At 53.9% G+C, this 24405-nt stretch carries 38 protein-coding genes; 3 read left to right on the forward strand and 35 right to left on the reverse strand.

From position 1 onward, the window contains the following. Positions 1-18 precede the first annotated feature (18 nt). From Q0746_RS06190 to rplO, 10 genes are all read right to left on the reverse strand, one after another. A complete protein-coding gene (locus tag Q0746_RS06190; protein ID WP_298258336.1) occupies positions 19-1323 on the reverse strand; it encodes a replication-associated recombination protein A in 1305 nt (434 codons plus the stop codon). Further along, a complete protein-coding gene (locus Q0746_RS06195) occupies positions 1323-2705 on the reverse strand; it encodes a trypsin-like peptidase domain-containing protein (RefSeq protein ID WP_298258338.1) in 1383 nt (460 codons plus the stop codon). Before Q0746_RS06195 ends, Q0746_RS06190 begins: the two co-directional genes overlap by 1 nt. A gap of 67 nt (positions 2706-2772) precedes the next feature. Beyond that, positions 2773-3240 carry a hypothetical protein gene (locus tag Q0746_RS06200; RefSeq protein WP_363322740.1) on the reverse strand — a complete coding sequence of 156 codons (468 nt, stop codon included), beginning with the start codon at positions 3238-3240 and terminating at the stop codon, positions 2773-2775. A 236-nt stretch (positions 3241-3476) separates the two neighbouring features. Next, positions 3477-3893 carry a 50S ribosomal protein L17 gene (rplQ, locus tag Q0746_RS06205; RefSeq protein WP_298258342.1) on the reverse strand — a complete coding sequence of 139 codons (417 nt, stop codon included), beginning with the start codon at positions 3891-3893 and terminating at the stop codon, positions 3477-3479. Between the two features lie 138 nt (positions 3894-4031). Continuing rightward, on the reverse strand, positions 4032-5048 hold the full coding sequence (locus Q0746_RS06210; protein ID WP_298258343.1) for a DNA-directed RNA polymerase subunit alpha: 1017 nt from the start codon (positions 5046-5048) through the stop codon (positions 4032-4034). A gap of 119 nt (positions 5049-5167) precedes the next feature. Further along, positions 5168-5557 (reverse strand): 30S ribosomal protein S11, encoded by a 390-nt coding sequence (gene rpsK, locus Q0746_RS06215; protein WP_298258345.1) that lies wholly within the window; start codon positions 5555-5557, stop codon positions 5168-5170. A 14-nt stretch (positions 5558-5571) separates the two neighbouring features. Next, positions 5572-5940: a 30S ribosomal protein S13 gene (gene rpsM / locus Q0746_RS06220; protein ID WP_090219665.1), complete on the reverse strand. Its 369-nt coding sequence runs from the start codon at positions 5938-5940 to the stop codon at positions 5572-5574. Positions 5941-6152: 212 nt separating this feature from the next. Beyond that, complete coding sequence (locus tag Q0746_RS06225; protein WP_298258350.1) at positions 6153-6728, reverse strand: adenylate kinase; 576 nt, start codon at positions 6726-6728, stop codon at positions 6153-6155. Beyond that, positions 6725-8092: a preprotein translocase subunit SecY gene (gene secY / locus Q0746_RS06230; protein ID WP_298258352.1), complete on the reverse strand. Its 1368-nt coding sequence runs from the start codon at positions 8090-8092 to the stop codon at positions 6725-6727. Before secY ends, Q0746_RS06225 begins: the two co-directional genes overlap by 4 nt. Positions 8093-8201: 109 nt before the next feature. After that, positions 8202-8669, reverse strand: coding sequence for a 50S ribosomal protein L15 (rplO, locus tag Q0746_RS06235; RefSeq protein WP_298258354.1), 468 nt, complete (start codon positions 8667-8669; stop codon positions 8202-8204). Between the two features lie 341 nt (positions 8670-9010). Between rplO and Q0746_RS06240 the strand changes: the two genes are divergently transcribed. After that, positions 9011-9625 carry an NYN domain-containing protein gene (locus Q0746_RS06240; protein WP_298258356.1) on the forward strand — a complete coding sequence of 205 codons (615 nt, stop codon included), beginning with the start codon at positions 9011-9013 and terminating at the stop codon, positions 9623-9625. A 65-nt stretch (positions 9626-9690) separates the two neighbouring features. Here Q0746_RS06240 and rpmD read toward each other — a convergent pair whose 3' ends face one another. The 11 genes from rpmD to rpmC all read right to left on the reverse strand — a co-directional run bounded on the left by rpmD (position 9691) and on the right by rpmC (position 13979). Beyond that, the gene (gene rpmD, locus Q0746_RS06245; protein ID WP_121026793.1) at positions 9691-9879 is read right to left on the reverse strand and encodes a 50S ribosomal protein L30; all 189 of its coding nucleotides are present in this window, start codon (positions 9877-9879) and stop codon (positions 9691-9693) included. 11 nt (positions 9880-9890) lie between these two features. Beyond that, the gene (rpsE, locus tag Q0746_RS06250; protein ID WP_298258361.1) at positions 9891-10466 is read right to left on the reverse strand and encodes a 30S ribosomal protein S5; all 576 of its coding nucleotides are present in this window, start codon (positions 10464-10466) and stop codon (positions 9891-9893) included. A 126-nt stretch (positions 10467-10592) separates the two neighbouring features. Beyond that, positions 10593-10952, reverse strand: a complete 360-nt coding sequence (gene rplR / locus Q0746_RS06255) for a 50S ribosomal protein L18 (RefSeq protein ID WP_298258363.1) — start codon at positions 10950-10952, stop codon at positions 10593-10595. After that, positions 10952-11485, reverse strand: a complete 534-nt coding sequence (gene rplF, locus Q0746_RS06260; RefSeq protein WP_298258365.1) for a 50S ribosomal protein L6 — start codon at positions 11483-11485, stop codon at positions 10952-10954. Before rplF ends, rplR begins: the two co-directional genes overlap by 1 nt. Before the next feature lie 12 nt (positions 11486-11497). Further along, a complete protein-coding gene (rpsH, locus tag Q0746_RS06265) occupies positions 11498-11890 on the reverse strand; it encodes a 30S ribosomal protein S8 (protein WP_298258367.1) in 393 nt (130 codons plus the stop codon). A gap of 15 nt (positions 11891-11905) precedes the next feature. Further along, positions 11906-12211, reverse strand: coding sequence for a 30S ribosomal protein S14 (rpsN, locus tag Q0746_RS06270; RefSeq protein ID WP_073142245.1), 306 nt, complete (start codon positions 12209-12211; stop codon positions 11906-11908). Between the two features lie 19 nt (positions 12212-12230). Next, positions 12231-12794, reverse strand: a complete 564-nt coding sequence (rplE, locus tag Q0746_RS06275) for a 50S ribosomal protein L5 (RefSeq protein WP_298258372.1) — start codon at positions 12792-12794, stop codon at positions 12231-12233. After that, a complete protein-coding gene (gene rplX / locus Q0746_RS06280; RefSeq protein WP_298258374.1) occupies positions 12794-13099 on the reverse strand; it encodes a 50S ribosomal protein L24 in 306 nt (101 codons plus the stop codon). The genes rplE and rplX overlap by 1 nt, the downstream gene beginning before the upstream one ends. Before the next feature lies 1 nt (position 13100). Then, positions 13101-13469, reverse strand: coding sequence for a 50S ribosomal protein L14 (gene rplN / locus Q0746_RS06285; RefSeq protein ID WP_008757934.1), 369 nt, complete (start codon positions 13467-13469; stop codon positions 13101-13103). Between the two features lie 70 nt (positions 13470-13539). Further along, a complete protein-coding gene (gene rpsQ / locus Q0746_RS06290; protein ID WP_298258377.1) occupies positions 13540-13770 on the reverse strand; it encodes a 30S ribosomal protein S17 in 231 nt (76 codons plus the stop codon). Continuing rightward, a complete protein-coding gene (gene rpmC / locus Q0746_RS06295; RefSeq protein ID WP_089947412.1) occupies positions 13770-13979 on the reverse strand; it encodes a 50S ribosomal protein L29 in 210 nt (69 codons plus the stop codon). The genes rpsQ and rpmC overlap by 1 nt, the downstream gene beginning before the upstream one ends. Positions 13980-14234: 255 nt before the next feature. On the opposite strand from rpmC, the gene Q0746_RS06300 reads away from it, so the two are divergent. Then, positions 14235-14855, forward strand: coding sequence for a TIGR02466 family protein (locus tag Q0746_RS06300; RefSeq protein WP_298258381.1), 621 nt, complete (start codon positions 14235-14237; stop codon positions 14853-14855). 271 nt (positions 14856-15126) lie between these two features. Here the strand turns inward: Q0746_RS06300 and Q0746_RS06305 are convergent, their stop codons facing one another. From Q0746_RS06305 to Q0746_RS06340, 8 genes are all read right to left on the reverse strand, one after another. After that, positions 15127-15459: a hypothetical protein gene (locus Q0746_RS06305; protein ID WP_298258383.1), complete on the reverse strand. Its 333-nt coding sequence runs from the start codon at positions 15457-15459 to the stop codon at positions 15127-15129. A 184-nt stretch (positions 15460-15643) separates the two neighbouring features. Next, on the reverse strand, positions 15644-16150 hold the full coding sequence (locus Q0746_RS06310; protein ID WP_298258385.1) for an NADAR family protein: 507 nt from the start codon (positions 16148-16150) through the stop codon (positions 15644-15646). A 735-nt stretch (positions 16151-16885) separates the two neighbouring features. Next, positions 16886-17299 carry a 50S ribosomal protein L16 gene (gene rplP / locus Q0746_RS06315; RefSeq protein WP_298258387.1) on the reverse strand — a complete coding sequence of 138 codons (414 nt, stop codon included), beginning with the start codon at positions 17297-17299 and terminating at the stop codon, positions 16886-16888. 14 nt (positions 17300-17313) lie between these two features. Further along, positions 17314-18021, reverse strand: coding sequence for a 30S ribosomal protein S3 (gene rpsC / locus Q0746_RS06320; RefSeq protein ID WP_298258389.1), 708 nt, complete (start codon positions 18019-18021; stop codon positions 17314-17316). Next, positions 18021-18407: a 50S ribosomal protein L22 gene (gene rplV / locus Q0746_RS06325; RefSeq protein WP_298258390.1), complete on the reverse strand. Its 387-nt coding sequence runs from the start codon at positions 18405-18407 to the stop codon at positions 18021-18023. Before rplV ends, rpsC begins: the two co-directional genes overlap by 1 nt. 3 nt (positions 18408-18410) lie before the next feature. Further along, positions 18411-18689, reverse strand: a complete 279-nt coding sequence (rpsS, locus tag Q0746_RS06330) for a 30S ribosomal protein S19 (RefSeq protein WP_298258392.1) — start codon at positions 18687-18689, stop codon at positions 18411-18413. Positions 18690-18692: 3 nt separating this feature from the next. Beyond that, a complete protein-coding gene (rplB, locus tag Q0746_RS06335; protein WP_298258395.1) occupies positions 18693-19535 on the reverse strand; it encodes a 50S ribosomal protein L2 in 843 nt (280 codons plus the stop codon). A 187-nt stretch (positions 19536-19722) separates the two neighbouring features. Continuing rightward, entirely contained in the window at positions 19723-20151 is a 429-nt protein-coding gene (locus Q0746_RS06340) for a hypothetical protein (RefSeq protein WP_298258397.1), read from the reverse strand. Positions 20152-20210: 59 nt separating this feature from the next. Here Q0746_RS06340 and Q0746_RS06345 point away from each other — a divergent pair, with 59 nt between their 5' ends. Then, a complete protein-coding gene (locus tag Q0746_RS06345; RefSeq protein ID WP_298258399.1) occupies positions 20211-20414 on the forward strand; it encodes a hypothetical protein in 204 nt (67 codons plus the stop codon). A 23-nt stretch (positions 20415-20437) separates the two neighbouring features. Here Q0746_RS06345 and Q0746_RS06350 read toward each other — a convergent pair whose 3' ends face one another. From Q0746_RS06350 to tuf, 6 genes are all read right to left on the reverse strand, one after another. Further along, the gene (locus Q0746_RS06350) at positions 20438-20734 is read right to left on the reverse strand and encodes a 50S ribosomal protein L23 (protein ID WP_298258401.1); all 297 of its coding nucleotides are present in this window, start codon (positions 20732-20734) and stop codon (positions 20438-20440) included. Then, a complete protein-coding gene (gene rplD, locus Q0746_RS06355; RefSeq protein WP_298258403.1) occupies positions 20731-21351 on the reverse strand; it encodes a 50S ribosomal protein L4 in 621 nt (206 codons plus the stop codon). Before rplD ends, Q0746_RS06350 begins: the two co-directional genes overlap by 4 nt. Continuing rightward, on the reverse strand, positions 21341-22081 hold the full coding sequence (rplC, locus tag Q0746_RS06360; RefSeq protein WP_298258405.1) for a 50S ribosomal protein L3: 741 nt from the start codon (positions 22079-22081) through the stop codon (positions 21341-21343). Before rplC ends, rplD begins: the two co-directional genes overlap by 11 nt. Before the next feature lie 13 nt (positions 22082-22094). Continuing rightward, positions 22095-22406 (reverse strand): 30S ribosomal protein S10, encoded by a 312-nt coding sequence (gene rpsJ / locus Q0746_RS06365; protein WP_021101968.1) that lies wholly within the window; start codon positions 22404-22406, stop codon positions 22095-22097. Positions 22407-22591: 185 nt separating this feature from the next. Continuing rightward, entirely contained in the window at positions 22592-23005 is a 414-nt protein-coding gene (locus Q0746_RS06370) for a hypothetical protein (RefSeq protein ID WP_298258409.1), read from the reverse strand. A gap of 212 nt (positions 23006-23217) precedes the next feature. Then, positions 23218-24393, reverse strand: coding sequence for an elongation factor Tu (gene tuf / locus Q0746_RS06375; protein ID WP_298258411.1), 1176 nt, complete (start codon positions 24391-24393; stop codon positions 23218-23220). Between the last annotated feature and the right edge of the window lie 12 nt (positions 24394-24405).

Here is a 24405-nt window from a genome sequence, read left to right on the forward strand (position 1 = left end):
GCCTTGCTTGGGCCAGAGTCAAGTTTCGCGTTTTGCCCGCAACTTCGAAAAATAATCCAAGCGGCGTTTCAGCTCTCGCTCAAAGCCCCGTTCAACAGGAAGGTAGTAAACCCCACGCTTCATGGTTTCGGGAAAATAGTTCTGCCCCGAAAACCCGTCCTCTGCGTCATGGTCATAGGCGTATCCGTCCCCATATCCTTGATCTTTCATCAAAGACGTCGGGGCGTTCAAAATATGCTTGGGCGGGGGCTCGGATCCGGTTTTCTTGGCGGCGTTCATCGCTGCTTTATAGGCCACATAACCGGCATTCGACTTTGGCGCCAACGCCAGATAGGTCACGGCCTGTGCCAATGCCAATTCCCCTTCCGGTGAGCCAAGGCGCTCGTAGGTTTCCCACGCATCGAGGCAAACGCGATGGGCATGGGTGTCCGCCAAGCCAATGTCTTCCACGGCCATACGTGTGATCCGCCGTGCCAGATACCGCGGGTCTTCCCCCCCTGTCAGCATTCGCGCGTACCAATAAAGCGCCGCATCAGGGTCTGACCCACGCACCGATTTATGCAACGCCGAGATCAGGTTGTAATGACTGTCGCCCGACTTGTCGTATTGCGCTGCCCGACGCATCAGGCGTTTACCCAAACCTTCGGTATCCAGATTTTCGTCAATTTTCCATGCGCTCACCTGCTCAATCAGGTTCAGCAACGCCCGCCCGTCACCGTCCGCCATTTCCAGCAGCGCCGCACGCGCGGGTCCATCAAGCGGAAGGGGTTTGTTGACGTTCTTTTCCGCGCGTTGGGCCAACCGCTCCAGATCAGCAAGTGACAGGCGCGTCAGCACCAAGACCTGAGCACGAGAGAGCACAGCGGCGTTCAACTCAAACGACGGGTTTTCAGTTGTGGCCCCCACCAACAAAATGGTGCCATCTTCCATATAGGGCAAAAACCCGTCTTGTTGCGCCTTGTTGAAACGGTGAATTTCGTCAACGAACAACAATGTCCCCTGCCCGTTCTGGCGGCGGATTTTGGCGGCTTCAAAGACTTTCTTGAGGTCCGGCACACCGGTAAATATCGCGCTGATTTGCACGAAATGCAGATCGGTTTCATCCGCCAGAAGTCGCGCAATCGTCGTCTTGCCTACACCGGGAGGCCCCCAAAAGATCAAAGACGACAATGCGTCCGAGGCCAGCATCACCCCCAAGGGGCTGTCGGGCCCAAGAACTTGTTCTTGACCAATCACCTCCCTCAAAGTTGTCGGCCTCAAGCGATCCGCAAGAGGTTGCATCTTGGACGGCGTCTTCGCGCCTGTATCAAACAGATCCGCCATTAAAGACGGAACCGGTAGGAAAACCGTTGCCCGCCGCGTAGCCCGTCAATCTGCCAACGGCGACTGCGTTCCTTTGCGGCGGTTTCCACATCCGAGGTACTGACGATTTCTTGTCCGTTGATGGCGCTCAGCACATCGCCCACACGCAGCCCGACACGGCTCAAGGCCCTGCCCACCTGCGTCACCACGACACCTTCGGACGCAGCTGTCGGGAGCTTCAACTCCGATTGCACGGCCGGATTTATGTTTGCGACCCCAAGCCCCTGCAAGGTGCCTTCGGTCACAAGAATTGCTTCACGCGCGGGGGTGTCGGGGGCCTCGATAAGCGCAACCTTTGCGACTTTGGTTTCGCCTTCCGACAGGAATTCCACAGATATGTCTTCGCCAACTGGTCGCACGGACATCCGAAACAACATCTCGGCGGGCGTGTTTACCGGCTGACTGTCAACGGACAGCACGATGTCCCCTGGCTTCAATCCGGCAACCGCAAACGGGCTCACGGGATGAAGCGAGGAAATCACAACCCCCTCAGGCACGCTTAGTCCAAACCCTTCGGCAAGCGAGAAATCTACCGCCTGCCCGAAAATGCCCGCCCAAGCTTGCGTAAAGCGATCATTGCCAGCGCGCGCCTGTTCTACATATCGCGCGACCAAATTGGCGGGGATCGCGAAGCCAACACCGTTGGACCCTCCGGATCGGGTCAAAATAGAGGTATTCACCCCGATCAACTGCCCTTGCACATCTATCAGCGCACCACCGGAGTTTCCGGGGTTAATCGCCGCATCAGTTTGCAAATAGTAACCGCGCGCGTTGCCGGTGGCCGTGCCAGAGCGCGCCAAGCCTGAAATGATGCCCGAGGTTACAGTCTGCCCGATCCCAAACGGGTTGCCGATGGCCAGCGCCAATTCGCCCACCTCGACACTGTCACTGTCGCGAAAATTCAAGTGTGGCAGTGGTGTGTCTGCATTGATCTTCAAGATCGCCAAATCGCTATCTTGATCTGCCAGTAACACCTCTGCTTTAAACTCGCGGCGGTCCGTTAGAACTACGCGAATTTCAGTGGCCATGCCGACAACATGGTAATTCGACACAACGATGCCGTCATCAGACAGGATTACACCAGACCCGAGGGAGTTCTGCACGCGTGGGCGTGTCGTGCCAAAACCGCGGAACATGTCCTCGAACATCGGGTTTCCACGAAACGGGCTTTCGGACTGCTGAACGACGCGATTAGCAAAAATGTTCACGACTGCGGGAGCCGCTTCTTTAACCAGCGGCACGAAGCTAAGGCTGATCTCTGCTTGGCTTTCCGGTGTCTTGACCTCGGAAAAGGCGGGAAAGGAAACAGCGAGACTTAGAAGGACGGGTAAAAGCAATCGCATGGAAAACCCCTATTTGTGCGTCCCATAGATATGCAGTCCCCGACGCGGGAATTCAATGCGTGCTTGGTTACAGATCACCCTCATAGGCAAGGCGACGGCGGCGACGTTCGGCTAGGATTTCCAGACGAGGGTACCAGTTGTAACGCTTGTCCTCCAAGGTTTTGCTCCAGAACAACGTGCCGCCATGACGCCATGGGTCCAACACGATGGCGTCATACATCGTGTCCCCTTTCGCAGAAATCAGCGCAGTGCTGTGGGAAATCAGGATCGGATTAAGTCCATTGGCGATGGCGCGGTGCACTTCCAGTGTTTTGAAGTTTTGCTTATTCAACTCGGCTTGCAGGTCTTCTGCCCAATGCCAACATAGGCCGCGTTCTTTCTCGCCCCTGTTGACCTTGCGATTGTGGGCCAGTGGCGCGTCTTCAATGCCGTATTGCGCGGCCAAGGCGACGGGGTACTCGTAAGCGATGCGGGCCGCGCGGGCGGCCTCAGCGGGATCAACGTGATCGCCAAGCGCAACAATGCTCCGGGCCAAGGCTTTGATTTGCACGTCGGTAGGCGTCTCGATTGGCCGATTACTGCAACCAGCCAAGGCCAAGGCCATCACTGACGTACCAAGGAATGTTCTTCTTAAAATGACACTTACCTATCCGCTGTATGTTTGCGCAAAAACTAGTGCGCAGAACTTCCCTTGTCGAGCGGATGACCAAAAAGTGAAAAGCCCCGCCGGTAAGGGCGGGGCTGTCCAAAATGCCTCTGATTAGGGGCGAATTATGCGGAAGCTTCTTCTGCTTCTAGGCGGGCTTTGTCAGCGGCACCCTTCGCGGAGACGTCGCGGTCGACGAACTCGATGATTGCCATTGGCGCCATGTCGCCATAGCGGAAGCCAGCTTTCAGAACACGAACGTAACCGCCTTGGCGGTCTTTGTAGCGTGGGCCCAAAACGTCAAACAGCTTGGCGACGTCTTTGTCTTGAACCAGCTTGCTTGCGGCCTGACGGCGGGCGTGCAGATCGCCACGTTTCGCCAAAGTGATCAGCTTTTCGATGATCGGGCGAAGCTCTTTGGCTTTCGGCAGTGTTGTTTTGATTTGCTCGTGCTCGATGAGCGAGCCACACATGTTGATGAACAGCGCTTTGCGGTGCTCGTGTGTACGGTTTAGGCGGCGGTAGCCTCGTGCGTGACGCATTTGGTCGTTCCTTCTATCTATACTTTGTACGGGTCACCGATGCGTGTCGATGCCTCTGTTGGGGCGGGATTGCCCATATGTTCCCGGTCATTGCGCCGGAATTGGTAGGGTCCGCCGATATGGCGAACCCTGAAACTTTTAGAACGCGTCTTCGAATTTCTTGGCAAGATCTTCGATGTTCTCTGGTGGCCAATCCACGATGTCCATCCCGAGGTGCAAGCCCATGCCAGACAGCACTTCTTTGATCTCGTTGAGGGACTTGCGGCCGAAGTTCGGAGTGCGGAGCATCTCGGCTTCGGTCTTTTGGATCAGGTCGCCAATGTAGACGATGTTGTCGTTCTTCAGGCAGTTTGCCGAACGCACAGACAGTTCCAGCTCGTCCACTTTCTTCAGCAGAAGTGGGTTGAACTCAAGCTCGTCTTCGTCGTCCTGCGCACGGGCGGACTCTGGCTCGTCGAAGTTGACGAAGATGCCCAGCTGGTCCTGAAGAATGCGCGCTGCGTAAGCAACTGCATCGTCAGGCGTCAGGGAGCCGTCAGTTTCGACTTTCATAGTCAGCTTGTCATAGTCCAGCACTTGACCTTCACGGGTCGGCTGCACGTCATAAGACACTTTCTTAACAGGCGAGAAAATTGCGTCGATCGGGATCAAGCCGATAGGCGCGTCCTCAGGCTTGTTCTTCTCAGCAGAGACATAGCCTTTGCCCGTGTTGACCGTCAGCTCCATGAACAGCTCAGCGCCGTCATCGAGGTGGCAGATCACGTGGTCACGGTTCAAAATCTCGATACCTGCGGAATCAGAGATGTCACCAGCGGTTACAACTGCTGGGCCTTTCGCGGAAACTGACAGGCGCTTAGGCCCTTCAACTTCCATGCGGATGGCCACGCCCTTAAGGTTCAAAATCACGTCGGTGACGTCTTCGCGCACACCAGCAATTGAAGAAAACTCGTGCAGAACGTTGTCGATTTGTACGGACGTAATAGCCGCACCTTGCAACGAGCTCATCAAAACGCGACGAAGGGCGTTGCCCATAGTCAGACCGAAACCACGCTCCAGCGGCTCAGCAATAACAGTTGCTTTGCGCGCAGGGTCGTTGCCCGGCTTTACGTCCAATTGGGTTGGCTTAATCAGCTCTTGCCAGTTCTTGTGGATCATAGGTGTCGCCTCCATGCTCGGTCCGGATCATGTCCAATATCAGGACCACTCGAGGTTAAAATGACAAACACGGACCCCGCCTAAAATACAGACGGGGACCGCGCGATAGAATACGTAGCTTAGACGCGGCGACGCTTTGGTGGGCGGCAGCCGTTGTGGGCCATTGGCGTCACGTCACGGATGGACGAGATTTGGAAGCCAGCAGCAGCCAGCGCACGCAGCGCGGACTCACGACCAGAGCCTGGGCCCTGAACTTCGACTTCCAGCGTTTTAACGCCGTGTTCCTGAGCCTTGCGGCCTGCGTCTTCGGCAGCCATCTGAGCGGCGTAAGGTGTCGATTTACGCGACCCTTTGAAGCCCATGGTGCCTGCGGAGGACCAAGAGATTGCGTTGCCCTGAACGTCAGAGATCAGGATCTTTGTGTTGTTGAACGAGGAGTTAACGTGCGCAACGCCAGCGGCGATATTCTTGCGGACCTTTTTCTTCGTACGTACTTTTTCACGTGCCATGGATCAGATCTCCCTTACTTCTTCTTACCAGCAATGGCCTTTGCAGGGCCTTTGCGAGTGCGTGCGTTCGTGTGGGTCCGTTGACCGCGAACAGGGAGGTTACGACGGTGGCGCAGGCCACGGTAGCAACCCAGATCCATCAAACGTTTGATGTTCATGGTTGTCTCACGACGCAAGTCGCCTTCGACGTTGTAGTTTTCGTCGATGTGCTCACGAATTTTCAAAATCTCGGCGTCCGAGAGATCGTTCATGCGGCGAGCAGAGTCGATACCGATCGCTTCACAAATCGCTTTCGCGGAAGTGTGGCCGATGCCGGTGATGTAAGTCAGTGCGATGGGGACGCGCTTTGCGTCTGGCAGGTTAACGCCGGAAATACGTGCCAAGTGGCAATTCCTTTTTCAGTCGCGGTTCCGTAGCTCCGGAACCTTTTTTCACAACGTAAGCCCGAAGGTTTTTCAAAACCTGCGGGCTTGGCTTAGATATGGTCAACACCGTGTCGGCTAGCTAGGCCGTGGCGCGATTCCCTAAAGGGATGATGCGGCTTAGGAGGTTTTTAACATATGGTCAATAGCCCCCCACCCAGTCGCGGGGATTACTAATCCAAAACCTCTGAGATAGCAGTCGCCACCTCGTCGATTTCGCCCAACCCGTCAACGCTGCTGAGATCGCCTTTGGCGTAGTAGTAGCCAATCAGCGGGGAGGTCTTTTTGTAGTATTCCATCAGGCGAACCTTCAGGCTTTCCTCATTGTCGTCAGCGCGGGCAGTCTTACCGGCGGCGCGTGCCTCCTCGGCGCGGCCAACGATACGGCCAACCAGAACGTCGTCGTTCACCGCCAACTCGATCACTGCGTCCAGCGAGGCGCCGTGCTTGGCCAGCAAAGCCGAAAGCGCATCCGCCTGATGCAGGGTCCGCGGGAAGCCGTCAAAGATAAAACCGCCGGCGTGATCGCCTTCCAGCTTTTCCTCGATCAGGCCGATCACGATCTCATCGGTGACCAACTGCCCCGCATCCATGATGGCAGCAACTTTGTTGCCCATCACGGTGCCAGAGCTTTTAGCCTCGCGCAGCATGTCGCCCGTCGACAGCTGGATCATGTTGCGTTCGTCCACAAGCTTTGCGGCCTGTGTCCCCTTACCCGCTCCGGGTGGTCCAAGCAAAATAATATTCATCGACGTGATGGCCCTTTCGTTTTGTTCTTCCCGCCGCGCTTCTTGCCGCGCAACTGAGACTTTTCGATCAGGCCTTCATACTGATGTGCCAGCATATGGGATTGAACTTGTTGGATGGTGTCCATGGTCACGGAAACAACGATCAGCACCGATGTCCCCCCGAAGTAGAACGGGATCGCCAGCTGTGCGCGCAGGATTTCCGGCAGCAAACACACGGCGGCCAGATAGGCGGCACCTACGACCAATACGCGGTTTACCACATACTCAAGATATTCTGCCGTACGCTCCCCCGGACGAATGCCTGGGATAAAGCCGTTCTGAGATTTCAGGTTCTCGGCAACTTCCTCTGGCTTGAAGGCCACGTTGAAGGTGTAAAAATACGCGAAGAAAACGATCATCACCGTAAAGAACAGCAGGTTCAGCGGCTGGCCTTGGCCAAACATCGCCAGAATGGTTGCCGTGAGTTCGCCCGTTTGCGCACCTGAGAACGTCGAGAACGTTGCGGGCAACAAAAGCAAGGATGATGCAAAGATCGCAGGGATAACGCCCGCAGGGTTCACTTTAACAGGTAAATGCGACGAGCCGCCGTCATAGACCTTCATGCCGACTTGGCGGCGCGGGTATTGAATGTGGACCTTGCGAAGGGCGCGCTCCATGAAAACAACGAACATAATCGTCGCAACAACAAGCAGCAAAACACCAACGATAACCGCAGGGCTGATCGAGCCAGAGCGCCCCTGCGCGAAGAACTGCGCCAAAGCAGCTGGGATTTCAGCGATGATGCCGACGAAAATGATCAAGGAGATGCCGTTGCCGATGCCGCGTTGGGTGATCTGCTCACCCAGCCACATCAGGAACATGGTGCCTCCGACAAGCGTGATCACCGCGCCAATGCGGAAATAGAGACCTGGATCGGTCGCAAGACCGGACCCTTCAAGGCCAGCCGCAAGGCCATAAGCCTGCAAGGTTGCCAAGAACACAGTGCCGTAGCGTGTGTATTGGTTGATCTTCTTGCGGCCCTGCTCGCCCTCTTTCTTCAATTGCTCCAGCTGCGGGACCATGGCGGTCATCAGCTGCACAATGATCGAGGCCGAAATATAGGGCATGATACCAAGGGCAAACAGGCCCATGCGGCCAATCGCGCCACCGGTGAACATGTTCAATACGCCACCGATACCTTGCTGGGCCTGCTCGACAAACTGGCGCAAAGCCTCGCCGTCGATACCGGGAACCGGAATATAGGTGCCCAAACGGTAGACAATAAGCAAACCGATGGTGAAGAGAATGCGTTGGCGTAACTCGGTGGCCTTCCCGAAGGCGGACCAGCTCATGTTTTGTGCCATTTGCTCGGCGGCTGAAGCCATGTGCGATGTATCCCTGTCTAGATATGCACAGCGCCGCGAACGGGGCTTCCCGTCGCGGCGCTGGAAAACTTGTCAGTTATGTAAGGGGCGCATAGGCCCCTCACAAGGCTTATTCAGCAGCAGCCGCAGTGTTAAGCTTGCCGCCGGCCTTTTCAACAGCTTCAACAGCCGTTTTAGAAGCGCCAGTAACAGTCAATGTCACTTTGGATGTGATCTCGCCTTTGGCCAGAATGCGAACGCCGTCAAGCTTGCGACGCACGAGGCCAGCTTCAATCAAAGCGTCCTCGGTGATGTCGCCTTTGGCGTCCAATTTCTTGGCGTCGATGAACTTCTGGATCATGCCGAGGTTCACAACAGCGAAAGATTTCTTGTTGCGGGAGTTAAAGCCGCGCTTAGGCAAGCGCATGTACAGTGGCATTTGGCCACCTTCGTAGCCATTCAGGGCAACACCCGAGCGGGATTTTTGACCTTTGATACCACGGCCACCCATCTTACCTTTGCCGGAGCCTGGGCCACGGCCGATGCGTTTCTTGGTTTTTGTAGCGCCTGGATTGTCGCGTAGTTCGTGCAGTTTCATGTCGCTTCTCCTATTGCCGGAAGGGTCCTCGAAGCGAAATGGACCAAACGCGGCGTTTCTTGTTGATTCTGTAGGCCGGATGCCCACCGGGGGTGTTTAGGGGGTCATTCTACTTGTTGCAAGCAGCATGAAATAGATAATTCAAAGGACAGTGGAAAACTTTTCATCCAGAATATATCTTTCTAGATAGAAACCATGGCGAAAAATTATCGTGCGGGCCGTCAAGAGATTCTTGACACCTACGGTCTAGGTTCCATATATGAGTTATTCACCTCACATGGTATATCCTGTGAGATAGGCCGCGCCGGAAGGCGCGGCTTTTCCTTTTTTGGGAGATTCATTTGAGAGATGTCATTGTCTACGTAGACGGCTTCAACCTGTACCATGCATTAGATGAACTAGGCGACGACAGCCTTAAGTGGTTGTGCCTGAGGCGCTTATCCGAGGGTTTGATAGGGCCAAGAGAGCGACTTAAGCAAGTAAAATACTTCTCAGCCTATGCAACTTGGATTCCAGGTGCTTATGGCCGTCATCGCGCCTACGTATCCGCTCTAGGCGCAGAGGGCGTTAAGTTTATACCAGGGAAATTCAAGAAAAAGTATCTAAAATGCAAGAAGTGCCGTGCCCCGTATCAAACTTATGAAGAGAAAGAGACAGACGTAAACATAGCCATACATCTTATCCGAGATACCTTTGAAGACTCATTTGATAGGGCCATAGTTATATCAGCTGATACTGACATGAGGCCGGCTATAGAAATGGCGCGCAATATAAACGGAACTAAGTCCATTGACATCGTGACCCCTCCTAAACGCTTTAGTCGAGCGAGATCCTTAAATCCATTGCTTCAGATCTCTACCGGTAAAATCAGAGCCGCTCGTCTGAATGATCACTATGAACTTGAAGGCGGAAAATCCGTGACTATTCCAGAGAACTACAAGCCGGTAAGTTCATAAAAAACGCCCCGCTTTTCAGCGAGGCGTTTCTAATTTTCAACCCGTCGAAGTGCTAGGCGCGGAGCTTAGCCTTTTTCTTCGATGATCTCTACCATGTGCGAGATTTTCGCGACCATGCCGCGGATGGAAGGTGTGTCTTCCAGCTCACGGGTTTTGTGCATCTTGTTCAGACCCAGACCGACCAGCGTAGCGCGCTGTTTGGCGGGGCGACGGATTGGCGAGCCAATCTGTTTTACAACAATAGTTTTAGCCATTGATCAGATCCTTACGCTTCGGCTTCAGCCGGGGCGGCTTCAGCAGTTGCAGGGGCGTCCGACTTCAAGATGTCGGCAACTTTCTTACCGCGACGCTGCGCAACCATACGAGGCGACGCTTCGTTCACGAGACCGTTCAAAGTAGCACGGATCATGTTGTAAGGGTTTTGCGAACCGATGGATTTCGCAACAACGTCCTGTACGCCGAGCATCTCGAACACAGCACGCATTGGACCACCAGCGATGATACCAGTACCTTGTGGCGCAGTCCGCATCACAACTTTACCAGCACCGTGACGGCCAGCTACATCGTGGTGCAACGTGCGGCCTTCGCGCAGTGGAACGCGGATCATTTGGCGCTTGGCTTGCTCGGTGGCTTTGCGGATGGCCTCTGGGACCTCTTTCGCTTTACCTTTACCAAAGCCTACGCGGCCTTTTTGGTCGCCAACAACGACAAGTGCGGCGAAGCCAAAGCGCTTACCACCTTTAACAGTTTTCGATACGCGGTTGATCGCAACCAGACGATCTGCAAATTCGGGTGTTTCTTCCCGATCGCGGCGACCGCGATTTCCTTGTTCTCTTGCCATTGGGCAATTCCTTAATTCATGCGCCTAGGGCGCTTTTGGTTCAATCGCAGTGGGCGTGAGCCCCCCGATCATCGAGGCCCGTCAGGACCTGCAAAAATGGGCACCCCCAAGGGAGTGCCCAAAGACTTAGATTTTCAGACCAGCTTCACGGGCAGCTTCGGCCAAGGCCTTCACTTTACCGTGGAACAGGAAACCACCGCGGTCGAAGTAGGCTTCGGATACGCCAGCTTTTTTGGCGCGTTCCGCAATCGTTGTGCCGACTTTGGTTGCAGCTTCGATGTTGTTTTTGCCAACGATGCCCAGATCCTTCTCAAGGGAAGAAGCCGAAGCCAGCGTGACACCATTCACGTCATCGATCAGCTGCACGCTGATGTTTTTGCTCGAGCGGTGAACGGATAGACGAACACGTCCAGCGTTTACCTTGCGAAGTTTGTTCCGAACGCGCAGGCGGCGTTTGATGAACAGATCGCGTTTAGTATTAGCCATTATTTCTTCTTCCCTTCTTTGCGGAAGACGAACTCGCCTTTGTAGCGGATGCCTTTGCCTTTGTAAGGCTCTGGCTTGCGCCACGCGCGGATGTTGGCGGCCACTTGGCCTACCAGCTGCTCGTCAATCCCCTCGATGGTGATCTGAGTAGGCTTGGGAGCCACAACAGTTACACCCTCAGGCACTTCATACACAACGTCATGCGACAGGCCGAGGTTCAGCTTCAGGTTTTTGCCTTCCATCGCGGCGCGGTAACCCACACCTTGAATTTCAAGCTCTTTCGTGAAGCCGTCGGTCACACCAGTCACCAAGTTTGCAACCATAGTGCGGCTCATGCCCCACTGCTGGCGTGCGCGCTTGGAAGTGCCGCGAGGCGTGATGGTCACAACGTTGTCTTCGACAGCGAGAGACACATCGTCAGTTGCTTTGAAGGAACGAACCCCTTTAGGGCCCTTAACTTCGATGGTCTGGCCAGAAACGGACGCGGAAACGCCGGAAGGCAGATCGACTGGTTTTTTACCAATACGAGACATACTAGGCGCTCCTTAGAATACCGTGCAAAGCACTTCGCCGCCAACGTTCTGGCTGCGCGCATTTGCGTCCGACATCACACCGCGAGGTGTGCTGACAATCGACACGCCCAAGCCCTGACGGACTGTTGGGATGTCTTTGGAACCCACGTAAACGCGACGACCAGGTTTAGAAACCCGCTTCAGTTCGCGAATAACAGGGGTGCCTTCGTAATATTTCAGCTCAATGTTCAAAGCCGGGTGACCGTCTTTGCCAGTAACCGACTCATAGCCACGGATGTAGCCTTCGTCTGCGAGGACGTCCAAAACCCAAGCGCGAAGCTTGGAAGCTGGTGTCTCGACAGTGGCTTTGCCGCGAAGCTGCGAGTTACGGATACGTGTGAGCATATCTGCGATAGGATCGTTCATAATCTAATGCCCTCCTTACCAGCTGGACTTAACCATGCCGGGGATCAGGCCAGCAGAGCCCAAGTCCCGCAACATGATCCGGGAAATCTTCAGCTTACGGTAGTAAGCGTGAGGACGGCCGGTCAGTTGGCAGCGGTTGTGCAAACGAGTAGCCGAGCTATTGCGCGGCAGTTCAGCCAATTTCAGGCGCGCTTTGAAACGCTCTTCCATTGGTTTTTCTTGGTCGTTTGCGATTGCGAGCAGAGCTGCACGTTTAGCGGCGTATTTCTTCACCAGCTTTTCGCGCTTCTTTTCGCGTTCGATCATTGCTTTTTTAGCCATGTCTAATTCCCTCCAGCGATCAGCTGTTGAAAGGCATGTTGAAAGCTTTCAACAGGCTCTTTGCTTCAGCGTCGGTGGTTGCGGTGGTGCAGATAACGATATCCATGCCCCAGGCTTCATCAATCTTGTCAAAGTCGATCTCTGGGAACACGAGGTGCTCCTTCAGACCCATGGCGTAGTTGCCACGGCCGTCAAACGACTTGCCCGAAATGCCGCGGAAGTCACGGATACGAGGCATTGCGATTGTGATCAGGCGATCAAGGAATTCGTACATACGCTCGCCGCGCAATGTAACCTTGGCACCAAGAGGCATCTCTTCGCGGACACGGAAGCCAGCGATCGATTTCTTAGCACGGGTCACCATGGCTTTTTGGCCAGCGATGGCGGTCAGGTCAGCAGCAGCCGCAGCGGGCTTTTTGCTGTCTTTAACCGCAGCTTTACCAGCGCCGATATTCAGGACGATTTTGTCCAGACGCGGGATCTGCATGTCGTTTTTGTAGCTGAATTCTTCTTTCATGGCGGCACGGATTGTGTCGACATAAACAGTCTTCAGACGCGGGGTGTAGTTTGCTTGGTCTAGCATTAGATCACGTCCCCTGTTGTCTTTGCGAAACGCACTTTCTTGTCGCCGTCCATTTTGAAGCCCACGCGAGTGGCCTTACCGTTGGCGTCGATCAAGGAGAGGTTGCTCAGCTGGATTGGCATCGCTTGTGGTACGCGACCACCTTGCGAGTTCTGGCTTTGCTTCACGTGGCGGATGGCAACGTTGATGCCTTCCACAATCGCTTTACCGGTCTTTGGGTTCACGGAGGAAATAGTGCCCTCTTTGCCCTTGTCCTTACCGGTCAGCACGACGATCTTGTCGCCTTTTTTCAATTTAGCAGCCATATCACAGCACCTCCGGCGCGAGCGAAATGATTTTCATGAAGTTCTTGCCGCGCAATTCGCGAACAACTGGCCCAAAGATACGTGTACCTACTGGCTCATTGTTGTTGTTCAGAATAACCGCTGCGTTGCGGTCAAAGCGGATGGCAGTGCCATCTTCGCGACGAACTTCTTTAGCTGTGCGAACAACGACGGCTTTACGAACGTCGCCTTTTTTCACACGGCCGCGTGGGATGGCTTCCTTAACCGACACGACAATAATGTCGCCGACGGATGCGTATTTACGCTTGGAACCACCCAAAACCTTAATGCACTGAACACGGCGAGCGCCGCTGTTGTCAGCCACATCTAGGTTGGTCTGCATCTGGATCATTTGATGTCTCCCGACCTTTGGGGACCTACCTTCAGGCCCCAGGGTTTCGAATAAATCGAAAAGCTATCGTTTAACCGACGATAACTTCCCAACGCTTGGTTTTGGACTTCGGCGCGCATTCTTGAATGCTAACCTTGTCACCCACGTTAAACGTGTTCTTCTCATCGTGAGCCCGGTACTTTTTGGACTTACGGATAATCTTTTTCATCACTGGGTGCTGAAAACGGCGCTCAACGGAAACTGTTACAGTTTGCTCGTTCTGGTTGCTGGTGACGACACCACTCAGGATACGCTTAGGCATTAGTTAGCCTCCCCAGCTGCAGCTTGCGCTTTTTCGTTCAGGATTGTTTTCACACGTGCAGCACCGCGCTTAACGTCGCGCATACGTGCAGTGTTTTCGAGTTGGCCGGTGGCCTGTTGGAAGCGCAAGTTAAATGCTTCCTTTTTCAGTGCGACAAGCTCTTCATTGAGCTGGTCAGCAGTCTTCTCGCGAAGCTCGCTGGCGTTCATAGCCTTTTCCTTTTTCAAACATCGGAGGGCCCCTAAAAGAGGTCACCCTGATTCCAATGGAGTTCATGATGAAATGTGGCTTTAGACCCCTGCCCGATATATTGCAAGCCCTGTCGCTGACTCTGCGCGTATATCTGTAAAATAGGGGCTTACTTGCGTCTTGGGTTACGATGTCACAAAGCGCTCTCATCGCTTTTTCCAGCAAAAGCGACTGCCGCGCTGGTTCAATTTCCCTTTGTGAGATATTGAACCGATATGACCAAAATCAGATCCCTCTTCGTGACCCGCCTCTACCAAGCCCGCCTGTCCGATCATGGCACTCCCATTGATCCTGAGGAGCTGGAGGACGAATGCCTTGGCACCGCCGAGGATGACGAGGCCGGTCAGGACTGGTGCGAGGAAAACCAATTCGCGGGCTACACCAGCTATGCGTCCCTGACGGACCTGCCGTGGCGCTCCCCGATCTTTAAGGCTGTGGTTGAGGCGCTGGACAAACACGTCGCCGCATTCGCCGCGGACCTAGAGCTGGACCTAGACGGGCGCGAGCTGAAGCTAGAGGACATCTGGATCAACATCCTGCCCCAAGGCGGCATCCACACCTCCCACATCCACCCGCATTCGGTGATCTCCGGCACCACCTATGTGGCCATGCCCGAAGGCGCATCGGCACTGAAGCTGGAGGACCCACGGTCGCAAATGATGATGGCCGCCCCCACCCGCCTGAAAGACGCGCGCGAAGAGATGCGGCAGTTCATCTATGTGAAGCCAGTGGTTGGTGACGTCCTGCTATGGGAAAGCTTCCTGCGCCATGAGGTGCCGATGAATATGGCTGAGGATGATAGGATTTCAGTCTCGTTTAACTACGCTTGGGGGTGAGGAACTTGCATCGAGTGTTGGTGGAACCGTTTGATCCGGCGCTGATTGTGAGCGGACCGATGGTAAACCTACATGTGAGTGGCGCGGCAGGGCTGCGAACGGTGGTGCGTCGCGGGTTTTGGGGCTAGGCTAATATTTCAGTTGAGAACTAAGCCGCACACAGCAAAGTAAATACGATACCCGCGAAATTAGTTTCACTTTTCAATTGAACTAAACAAAATTTCTTGGATGGGCACTTGGAACACAACACCTAGTATCTCGGCTAAGATTGTTAGTTCCCCGCACATTCTTCAAGCCAAAATTTGCACCAAGTTTCATTTTTCAGACCATGAGCCAAGCGTAGCTTCCTTTCAATAACGTTTCTCGCAGTGAGTGGGTCAATTTCGGCACCGTCTTCAAATTCTTCATCAAATCCCACTATGCTTAAATCAACTCGAAGTGGTCGATTGCTTTCGCTCACGACCTCAAATACCTCCATAGAACATACATACATGTTCCTGCCAAAAATTTCTGGCAGAACGTCTAAGAGAACAGTAGTTGGCACATAGTCGGAAGAAGAGCCATCTGAGGCACTCTTAATTAGTTTGTCTGTATTCTTGCTCATTGTGAACCTTGTCTTCTTCGTATCAGGCTCATTGTTTTTCAATGTAACTCAATGTGATTTAATCCAAATAACTACGGCTTAAGCCAAAACAAGAAAGCCTCAGCGGTTTCTCAGCGGGGCTTCACTATGGCTACCGATGCGGAACGCGCGTTTTCAAAAACTCACAGCCCCCGCCCGCGTCGCGCTAAACCTCGACGACCTCATCAGGGAACTCCGACCGCAGCTCGGCTTTTACCTTGGTCAACGCCTTGCCCAATAGGTTCTGACCCGGCCATTCTGCCGGTGGCGTGACAGCGGCTGTCGCGGCGTCCAAGCCTATGCCCCAAATGGTATCTACCGGACTTGCCTCGACCAAGAGCTTTGCCCCCGTCTGAAACAGCTTGCGGCGCAGGCCTTTGTTTTGCCGGAACTTCGCAAGGTTGATCTGCAGGACGATCTCGCTTTTGTGGGCATCCCATGTCGCGCCATCAAAGCCCGCCACCTTTTGGCCAAGCGCCTTTTGCTTGCCTGGATCCTCCGCCTGAAAAATTTTGGCCGCGATTTCATCGTCGTTAAAGAGCTTGGCTTTGAGGTACATCATCGCCTGCTCGGCACAATTGAAAACGGCCCCGTCTATTTCAATCTTTGACGGCTGCCACTGGCTAAAAGGGCCGGTCCAATAGAAATGATATTCGTCATGTAAATCAGTCATCCCCTCTTCTAGCCCTGAATGTGGATGCAAAAAAGCCCCCGCCGATGTCTCAGCGGGGGCTTCTTAATGTCTACCGATGAGGAACGCGCGTTTTCGTAGTAAAAGCAATGAGAGCGTCACTCGGTTGTGTTGGAGCACACCAGCAATTCAGATCCTACACTCACTGACGCTCTATGATGGTTAGGATGTAGAGTGATTGAAAAATCATCAAAATTACACCCGATATTATCATCAAGAAGCAAAGAGTGCTGAACAGAGTCGATCGATTGGTAGCCGCTGAAAGTATGAAGAATTTAAATCCGGACGTCGTTGCATCATCCTTAAACGTATAAAGGATCATAGCTGAAAAGATCAGTATGTGTGGAAGTGCGAGCAAAACAAACCCGTGTGTGTTTACCGCAGTAGAATACTTAGACATAAGGGCACTGGGAAGTGTGCCCAAAATCACTCGCTGAGCAAGAAGCGCCACTGCAATTGAGACCGCCAACCATGCGGTCCATTTCAATAGTCGCTTGTTCAGAGGGATGGACTCAAGAGTCATGGTTTTTATCATTCAAATTACTAATGGCGCGCGCAAGTCGCAATTCTCACCCAATTTATTACTTATTAATTTCCCAAACAAAAAGCCCCCGCCGATGTCTCAGCGGGGGCTTCTCTATGTCTACGGTGGCGGAACGCGCGTTTTCTTGAAAACACGCTGCCTCCGCCAACTTCGTTCGCTAGCGAACGACGGGATTACCAGTCTTCGCGTACGACGACGCGTGTTTTGATAGGCAGCTTCATCGCAGCAAGGCGCAGGGCCTCGCGTGCAACTGCGTCGTTCACGCCGTCGATTTCGAACATCATACGGCCAGGTTTGACCTTACATGCCCAAAAGTCCACGGAACCTTTACCCTTACCCATACGAACTTCGATAGGCTTGGAGGTCACTGGCAGGTCTGGGAAAATACGGATCCAGACACGGCCTTGACGTTTCATGTGACGCGTCATTGCACGACGGGCAGCTTCGATCTGGCGTGCAGTGATACGCTCAGGTTCAGTTGCCTTGAGGCCGTAGGTGCCAAAGTTCAGGTCTGTCCCGCCCTTTGCTTCACCCTTGATGCGGCCTTTGTGCATCTTGCGAAATTTAGTACGCTTTGGTTGTAGCATTCTTCACGCCCCCCTTAGCGACGACCGCCAGCACCGCGAGGTGTTGGGCCGTCTTGGAGTTCCTGTTGCTTACGGTCACGCGCTTGTGGATCGTGTTCCATGATCTCGCCTTTGAAGATCCATGTTTTGATCCCGATGATGCCATAGGCAGTCATCGCTTCAACGTGTGCGTAATCGATGTCGGCACGCAGGGTGTGCAAAGGCACGCGGCCTTCACGGTACCATTCGGTCCGCGCGATCTCGGCGCCACCAAGGCGGCCAGCGAGGTTCACACGGATGCCAAGGGCACCCATACGCATTGCGTTCTGTACCGAGCGCTTCATAGCGCGACGGAAGGACACACGACGTTCCAGCTGCTGGGCGATGGACTCGCCTACCAGTGCTGCGTCCAATTCAGGCTTACGAACCTCAAGGATGTTGAGGTGCAGTTCGCTTTCGGTGAACGCGGCCAGCTTCTTGCGCAGACCTTCAATATCGGCGCCTTTTTTGCCGATGATGACGCCTGGGCGTGCTGTGTGGATTGTCACGCGGCACTTTTTGTGCGGACGCTCAATGATCACACGGCTGATGCCGGCTTGTTTGCACTCAACTTTGATGAACTCGCGCATCCGGATGTCTTCCAGAAGCATGTCACCGAAGTCTTTGCTTTCAGCGTACCAGCGGCTGTCCCAGGTGCGGTTGACCTGAAGACGCATGCCGATAGGATTTACTTTATTACCCATTATGCCTGCTCCTCAGCTTGAACTTGGCGCACCTTGATTGTCAGCTCGGAAAACGGCTTAACGATCTTGCCGAACCGGCCACGGGCCCGAGGGCGACCGCGTTTCATGGTCAAGTTTTTGCCAACATAGGCTTCGGCCACGATCAGATCATCCACGTCAAGGTTGTGGTTGTTCTCAGCGTTCGCGATTGCGGACTGCAGGCATTTCTTAACGTCGTCAGAGATACGCTTCTTGGAGAAAGTCAGGTCGGACAAAGCTTTGTCCACTTTCTTGCCACGGATCAGCTGAGCCACGAGGTTCAGTTTTTGCGGGGAAGTACGGAGCATGCGCAGTTTTGCCATTGCTTCGTTATCTGCCACGCGGCGGGGGTTCTTATCCTTACCCATGGCTTACTTCCTTTTCGCTTTTTTATCAGCGGCGTGACCGTAATAGGTACGAGTTGGCGAATACTCACCAAACTTCTGACCGATCATGTCTTCGGTTACGCTAACTGGGATGTGCTTCTTGCCGTTGTAAACACCAAAGGTGAGGCCAACAAACTGAGGCAAAATGGTAGAGCGGCGAGACCAGATCTTGATCACGTCGTTGCGGCTGCTGTCTTTCGCAGCTTCGGCCTTCTTCAACACATAAGCGTCGACGAAAGGACCTTTCCATACAGAGCGAGACATCTATTAGCGTCCCTTCTTCTTGGCGTGACGCGAGCGGATGATCAGCTTTTGCGACGCTTTGTTCTTGTTGCGAGTACGAGCACCTTTTGTTGGTTTGCCCCATGGGGAAACCGGGTGACGACCACCAGAGGTACGACCCTCACCACCACCGTGCGGGTGATCGATCGGGTTCATAACAACACCACGTACGGATGGGCGAACGCCTTTGTGGCGCATACGACCGGCTTTACCGTAGTTTTGGTTGGAGTTGTCTGGGTTCGACACGGCACCAACGGTACACATGCACTCCTGACGGACGAGGCGAAGCTCGCCGGAGCTCAGACGGATCTGAGCGTAACCACCGTCACGACCCACGAACTGAGCATATGTGCCTGCAGCACGGGCGATCTGGCCGCCTTTGCCTGGCTTCAACTCGATGTTGTGGATGATTGTGCCGATTGGCAGACCGGAGAACGGCATCGCGTTGCCCGGCTTCACGTCGGCCTTAGCCGATGCGATAACGGTGTCACCAACGCCCAAGCGCTGAGGAGCAAGGATATAGGCCTGCTCGCCGTCTTCATATTTCACCAGTGCGATAAACGCAGTCCGGTTCGGGTCATATTCGATCCGCTCGACTGTAGCTGTGACGTCAAATTTCGTCCGCTTGAAGTCAACGATCCGGTAAAGACGCTTAGCGCCCCCACCCTTGCGACGCATTGTGATCCGACCGGTATTGTTCCGTCCACCATTCTTGGTCAAACCCTCTGTGAGGGACTTGACCGGGCGGCCTTTCCAAAGTTCCGAGCGGTCGATCAGAACCAACCCACGTTGGCCTGGCGTCGTCGGCTTATACGACTTAAGTGCCATGCTTTCTGTCTTCCGTTTTGGAGCAGCGGGACTTACCGCTGCTTGGTTTATAGGGCCCCGAAGGTCCCCGAATTAAAGTGCTCATGCGAGCAACAGCAAAGCCCCAGACGAATCTGGGGCTTTGCCGATGTCGGTGTTTAGGTTGGAGGGTGTTGCGGGTCAAGGGGGTTAGTAGAGGAATTACCCTTCAAAACGCTTTTGGAACTTTTCCATTTTTGGGCTGTGCAAGAACTTGAACCCCATCGTCCCAAACTATCTTTCCTGGGTTCGTCAAACGGACTTCCCGTATCTCGCAACCTGCCAGAGTAAGTACTGATGCCAATTCACGTGCGCGCATAACGACGCTACCTTTTTTCGAACAGGAAAAGCTCGCATCCTTATGAAACCAAAACAGAGACTTTCGGACATCAGAAGTCCTCGCTTTCCCTTTGAGGCGTGGATAGGTAAGGCCACCTCCACCGCCCTTGATAAACCAATAGAAGGCTTCATCATGTGCCCGCTGAACACTTCCCTTTTGTACCGAAAAATCAACGTCATCGCGCGCTGCAAACATCCCAAGTTCAGCGTCAACAGTCGGGTGCGGTAAGTTAGTAACAAAACGAATGAACATTGCCATAAGCTAACAGCTCCGGGTTATCCGTATCAACAGAAAGCCGCGCATCGCAGGACCGGGGGATGGCGATCAAACCTTCTTGGACACCACTTTATGGCAGCCAAGCACGTCCTCCCTATCAAGATACAACCCAGCCCAACCAAATCGCCAGCCCGTGGGACGGTCCGGCGATGCTCGGCGCCTGCGGCTTGATTCCGAGCTGGATGGAGCGGACCAACAAAAAAGCCCCGCTCATCAGAGCAGGGCTTCTTCAATTCTATGCGTAGTGCGGGGTCGCCCCCTGCCCTACTTAAAGACCAGTGGAGACGTCGATTGTGTTACCTTCTTCGAGGGTAACATACGCCTTCTTCACGTCCTTACGGCGACCAGGCTGGCCACGGAAACGCTTGACCTTACCTTTGGTGATGGAGGTGTTAACCGCCTTCACCTTGACGCCGAAGAGTGTTTCCACCGCTTCTTTGATCATCGGCTTGTTCGAGTCGATAGCGACCTCAAATACAACCGCGTTGTTCTCCGAGGCCATAGTGGCTTTCTCGGTGATCAACGGCTTGCGGATCACGTCGTAGTGCTCAGACTTCGTGCTCATGACAGGCGAGCCTCCAGTGCTTCGAGACCAGCTTTGGTGATAACCAAAGTGTCGCGTTTCAGGATGTCGAAGACATTCGCGCCCATAGTTGGCAGAACGTCCAGACCAGCGATGTTGCGGGCAGCTTGAACGAAGTCAGCATTCACGTCGGCACCGTCGATGATCAAAGCGCGCTTCCAGCCCAATTCCTTAACCTGTGCGGCCAAAGTTTTGGTTTTCACGTCTTTCACGTCGATGCTGTCGATGATGACCAGCTCGCCTGCAACCGCTTTGGCGGACAGGGCGTGCATCAGGCCAAGCTTACGAACCTTCTTAGGAAGATCGTGGCCGTGGCTGCGAGGTGTTGGGCCCTTGTAGACACCACCACCGCGGAAGATCGGAGCCGAACGCGCACCGTGACGTGCGCCACCAGTACCTTTTTGACGGTAGATCTTCTTGGTCGAGTAGTTCACTTCGGAACGGGTCTTCACCTTGTGCGTACCAGCCTGCGCGTTGTTGCGCTGCCAGCGAACCACACGGTGCAGGATGTCTGCACGTGGCTCCAAGCCGAAGATGGCGTCAGACAGCTCTACGGAGCCGGCCGATTTGCCGTCAAGTTTGATTGCATCAGCTTTCATCGGACGCATCTCCTTCTGGGGCAGCAGCTTCAGCTGGTGCTTCAGTTACAGCGGCGGAACGCAAAGCGGCAGGGAAGACAACGGTGTCAGCCAAAGGCTTCTTCACGGCGTCTTTAACGGTGACCCAGCCACCTTTGGAACCAGGAACGGCGCCTTTGATCATGATCAGACCGCGATCAACGTCAGTTTTGACAACTTGCAAGTTTTGCGTAGTCACGCGGGCAGCGCCCATGTGGCCGGCCATTTTCTTGCCTTTGAAAACCTTACCAGGATCTTGACACTGACCGGTAGAGCCGTGCGAACGGTGAGAGATAGACACACCGTGTGTCGCGCGAAGACCGCCAAAGTTGTGACGCTTCATCGCACCAGCGAAACCTTTACCAATCGAGGTGCCAGCTACGTCAACGTATTGGCCCTCAAAATAGTGCTCCGCGATGATTTCTTCACCAACGGGGATCAGGTTTTCCTCAGCAACGCGGAACTCAGCGACCTTGCGCTTAGGCTCCACCTTCGCAGCGGCGAAGTGGCCGCGCATAGCTTTGGATGTGCGTTTTGCTTTCGCTGTGCCAGCACCGAGCTGAACCGCTGTGTAGCCGTCCTTCTCCATTGTGCGGTTGGCAACAACTTCCAGCTTGTCGAGTTGAAGAACGGTTACAGGGATCTGCTTGCCGTCTTCCATGAAGAGGCGGGTCATGCCAACCTTCTTCGCAATTACACCAGAGCGCAACATTCAGTAGCCCTCCTTAAACCGAGATCTGGACGTCAACGCCAGCAGCAAGGTCGAGCTTCATCAGCGCGTCCACAGTCTGCGGAGTTGGGTCAACGATGTCGAGCAGACGCTTGTGCGTACGGATCTCGAACTGATCGCGGGATTTTTTGTCCACGTGTGGGCCACGCAGAACGGTGAATTTTTCAATCTTGTTTGGCAAAGGGATCGGGCCACGAACGTCAGCGCCGGTGCGCTTGGCTGTGTTAACGATCTCTTGAGTAGATGCATCAAGTACCCGGTAGTCGAATGCTTTCAGGCGGATGCGAATGTTTTGGCTTGCTGCCATGACATATATCCCTCGAATGAGGTCTTAACGGATTGGAAGATACCAGCTCATCCGGCACCCTCATCGCGTCTATTTTCCAGAACAAAAGAAGGGCACGCATGGCGTACCCCTGTTCCGATGTGGGTGCTATAGGGCGAGTCGGCGGTTGTGGCAAGGGGGTATTAAAACCCCCTAGAGGTTTTACCTCAACTTATCTTGCAATCGCCTTTGGCACGAAAATCGTTCCCGTAACCTAGTGGTTTAGCAATCACGCTCACCTTGCCCGTATTTTTATGCAGCAAAGCTCTGTAATTGAACGCTGGTGTTCGCTGGTTCGATTTGCTTTTGGTACCGGTCAAAATCCAACGCAAAATCATTTTGTCCTGAGTGTTCCGAACCAATTTGGAACTCTTCACCTTACCGCCCATTTCTTCTGCGGTAGGTTTCAATAGTTCGATCGTTTTTTGAGTCGTATCAACTTCAATAATCGAAATTTTCGGAATCCACCCCCCGCTTTTGTGCATGTCTGTCATAGTACAATTAAGAGTCATAGTCGCGGCAGAAGTGCTTGTTGCAAAAACCGAAGCAAAAATAGCGGCCAATACGGTGAGGCGTTTCAAAATAAATCTCCTATTACAAACTCACTTTTATTCGCATGGGTTCTCTACACTGACAACAACCTTTTCAGAACATTCAAAAGAAAGAAGGCCGCCGCATTTCTGCGACGGCCTTTTTTTTAGTAACAACCGAGTGGGTTCTCTGCTCTCATCGTTCTTACGAACGACTACCGCAGGTCACCCACCGTCGCGTTTCGCTCAGCGAAACGGCGACGTTACTCAGTAATCTTAGACACAACGCCCGCGCCAACTGTGCGGCCGCCTTCGCGGATCGCGAAGCGCAGGCCTTGCTCCATCGCGATTGGTGCGATCAGCTCAACGTCGAACTTCAGGTTATCGCCTGGCATAACCATCTCGGTGCCAGCTGGAAGCTGAACTGTGCCGGTTACGTCAGTAGTCCGGAAGTAGAACTGTGGACGGTAGTTCGCGAAGAACGGTGTGTGACGACCGCCTTCTTCTTTGGTCAGAATATAGGCTTCTGCTTCGAACTTGGTGTGTGGAGTAACGGAGCCTGGCTTAACCAGAACCTGACCGCGCTCAACGCCGTCACGGTCGATGCCGCGCAACAGAACACCAACGTTATCGCCAGCTTCACCACGATCCAGCAGCTTGCGGAACATTTCAACACCAGTACAGGTGGTTTTCGCTGTGTCGCGGATACCAACGATGGACAGCTCGTCGCCCACGTTCACAACGCCACGCTCAACACGGCCAGTGACAACTGTACCACGGCCAGAGATCGAGAATACGTCCTCGATTGGCAGCAAGAACGGCTGGTCAACAGCGCGCTCTGGTGTTGGGATGTATTCGTCAACAGCAGCCATCAACTTCTTGATCGACTCTTCACCGATTTCAGGTGTCTTGCCTTCCATAGCAGCCAGTGCGGAGCCAGGGATCACAGGAATGTCGTCGCCAGGGTAGTCGTAGGAAGACAGCAGTTCGCGGATTTCCATTTCAACCAGCTCAAGCAGCTCTTCGTCGTCTACTTGGTCAACTTTGTTCATGTAGACAACCATCTTAGGGATGCCAACTTGGCGACCCAGCAGGATGTGCTCACGAGTTTGTGGCATTGGGCCGTCAGCCGCGTTCACAACCAAGATCGCGCCGTCCATTTGCGCCGCACCAGTGATCATGTTTTTCACGTAGTCAGCGTGGCCTGGGCAGTCAACGTGCGCGTAGTGACGTGTCTCTGTTTCATACTCAACGTGCGCTGTGGAGATCGTGATACCACGTGCTTTTTCTTCTGGCGCGCCGTCGATCTGGTCGTAGGCTTGGAAGTCGCCAAAGTACTTCGTGATTGCTGCTGTCAGCGTGGTTTTGCCGTGGTCAACGTGGCCGATTGTGCCGATGTTAACGTGCGGTTTAGAGCGTTCAAACTTTTCCTTAGCCATGATGGCCTCCTG

The sequence above is a fragment of the uncultured Litoreibacter sp. genome, assembly GCF_947487515.1.
GTDB lineage: Bacteria > Pseudomonadota > Alphaproteobacteria > Rhodobacterales > Rhodobacteraceae > Litoreibacter.

Coding starts and splice junctions, on each gene's coding strand:
- Q0746_RS06190 (WP_298258336.1), bottom strand. CDS start 1,323: ATGGCGGATCTGTTTGATACAGGCGCGAAGACGCCGTCCAAGATGCAA.
- Q0746_RS06195 (WP_298258338.1), bottom strand. CDS start 2,705: ATGCGATTGCTTTTACCCGTCCTTCTAAGTCTCGCTGTTTCCTTTCCC.
- rplQ (WP_298258342.1), bottom strand. CDS start 3,893: ATGCGTCACGCACGAGGCTACCGCCGCCTAAACCGTACACACGAGCAC.
- Q0746_RS06210 (WP_298258343.1), bottom strand. CDS start 5,048: ATGATCCACAAGAACTGGCAAGAGCTGATTAAGCCAACCCAATTGGAC.
- rpsK (WP_298258345.1), bottom strand. CDS start 5,557: ATGGCACGTGAAAAAGTACGTACGAAGAAAAAGGTCCGCAAGAATATC.
- Q0746_RS06225 (WP_298258350.1), bottom strand. CDS start 6,728: ATGAATATTATTTTGCTTGGACCACCCGGAGCGGGTAAGGGGACACAG.
- secY (WP_298258352.1), bottom strand. CDS start 8,092: ATGGCTTCAGCCGCCGAGCAAATGGCACAAAACATGAGCTGGTCCGCC.
- rplO (WP_298258354.1), bottom strand. CDS start 8,669: ATGAAACTGCACGAACTACGCGACAATCCAGGCGCTACAAAAACCAAG.
- rpmD (WP_121026793.1), bottom strand. CDS start 9,879: ATGGCTAAAACTATTGTTGTAAAACAGATTGGCTCGCCAATCCGTCGC.
- rpsE (WP_298258361.1), bottom strand. CDS start 10,466: ATGGCAAGAGAACAAGGAAATCGCGGTCGCCGCGATCGGGAAGAAACA.
- rplR (WP_298258363.1), bottom strand. CDS start 10,952: ATGGCTAATACTAAACGCGATCTGTTCATCAAACGCCGCCTGCGCGTT.
- rplF (WP_298258365.1), bottom strand. CDS start 11,485: ATGTCTCGTATTGGTAAAAAACCAGTCGATCTGCCTTCCGGCGTTTCC.
- rpsH (WP_298258367.1), bottom strand. CDS start 11,890: ATGAACGATCCTATCGCAGATATGCTCACACGTATCCGTAACTCGCAG.
- rpsN (WP_073142245.1), bottom strand. CDS start 12,211: ATGGCTAAAAAAGCAATGATCGAACGCGAAAAGAAGCGCGAAAAGCTG.
- rplE (WP_298258372.1), bottom strand. CDS start 12,794: ATGCTAGACCAAGCAAACTACACCCCGCGTCTGAAGACTGTTTATGTC.
- rplX (WP_298258374.1), bottom strand. CDS start 13,099: ATGGCTGCTAAATTGAAAAAAGGCGACAAGATCGTCGTGCTGACCGGT.
- rplN (WP_008757934.1), bottom strand. CDS start 13,469: ATGATCCAGATGCAGACCAACCTAGATGTGGCTGACAACAGCGGCGCT.
- rpsQ (WP_298258377.1), bottom strand. CDS start 13,770: ATGCCTAAGCGTATCCTGAGTGGTGTCGTCACCAGCAACCAGAACGAG.
- rpmC (WP_089947412.1), bottom strand. CDS start 13,979: ATGAACGCCAGCGAGCTTCGCGAGAAGACTGCTGACCAGCTCAATGAA.
- Q0746_RS06300 (WP_298258381.1), top strand. CDS start 14,235: ATGACCAAAATCAGATCCCTCTTCGTGACCCGCCTCTACCAAGCCCGC.
- Q0746_RS06305 (WP_298258383.1), bottom strand. CDS start 15,459: ATGAGCAAGAATACAGACAAACTAATTAAGAGTGCCTCAGATGGCTCT.
- Q0746_RS06310 (WP_298258385.1), bottom strand. CDS start 16,150: ATGACTGATTTACATGACGAATATCATTTCTATTGGACCGGCCCTTTT.
- rplP (WP_298258387.1), bottom strand. CDS start 17,299: ATGCTACAACCAAAGCGTACTAAATTTCGCAAGATGCACAAAGGCCGC.
- rpsC (WP_298258389.1), bottom strand. CDS start 18,021: ATGGGTAATAAAGTAAATCCTATCGGCATGCGTCTTCAGGTCAACCGC.
- rplV (WP_298258390.1), bottom strand. CDS start 18,407: ATGGGTAAGGATAAGAACCCCCGCCGCGTGGCAGATAACGAAGCAATG.
- rpsS (WP_298258392.1), bottom strand. CDS start 18,689: ATGTCTCGCTCTGTATGGAAAGGTCCTTTCGTCGACGCTTATGTGTTG.
- rplB (WP_298258395.1), bottom strand. CDS start 19,535: ATGGCACTTAAGTCGTATAAGCCGACGACGCCAGGCCAACGTGGGTTG.
- Q0746_RS06340 (WP_298258397.1), bottom strand. CDS start 20,151: ATGGCAATGTTCATTCGTTTTGTTACTAACTTACCGCACCCGACTGTT.
- Q0746_RS06345 (WP_298258399.1), top strand. CDS start 20,211: ATGGCGATCAAACCTTCTTGGACACCACTTTATGGCAGCCAAGCACGT.
- Q0746_RS06350 (WP_298258401.1), bottom strand. CDS start 20,734: ATGAGCACGAAGTCTGAGCACTACGACGTGATCCGCAAGCCGTTGATC.
- rplD (WP_298258403.1), bottom strand. CDS start 21,351: ATGAAAGCTGATGCAATCAAACTTGACGGCAAATCGGCCGGCTCCGTA.
- rplC (WP_298258405.1), bottom strand. CDS start 22,081: ATGTTGCGCTCTGGTGTAATTGCGAAGAAGGTTGGCATGACCCGCCTC.
- rpsJ (WP_021101968.1), bottom strand. CDS start 22,406: ATGGCAGCAAGCCAAAACATTCGCATCCGCCTGAAAGCATTCGACTAC.
- tuf (WP_298258411.1), bottom strand. CDS start 24,393: ATGGCTAAGGAAAAGTTTGAACGCTCTAAACCGCACGTTAACATCGGC.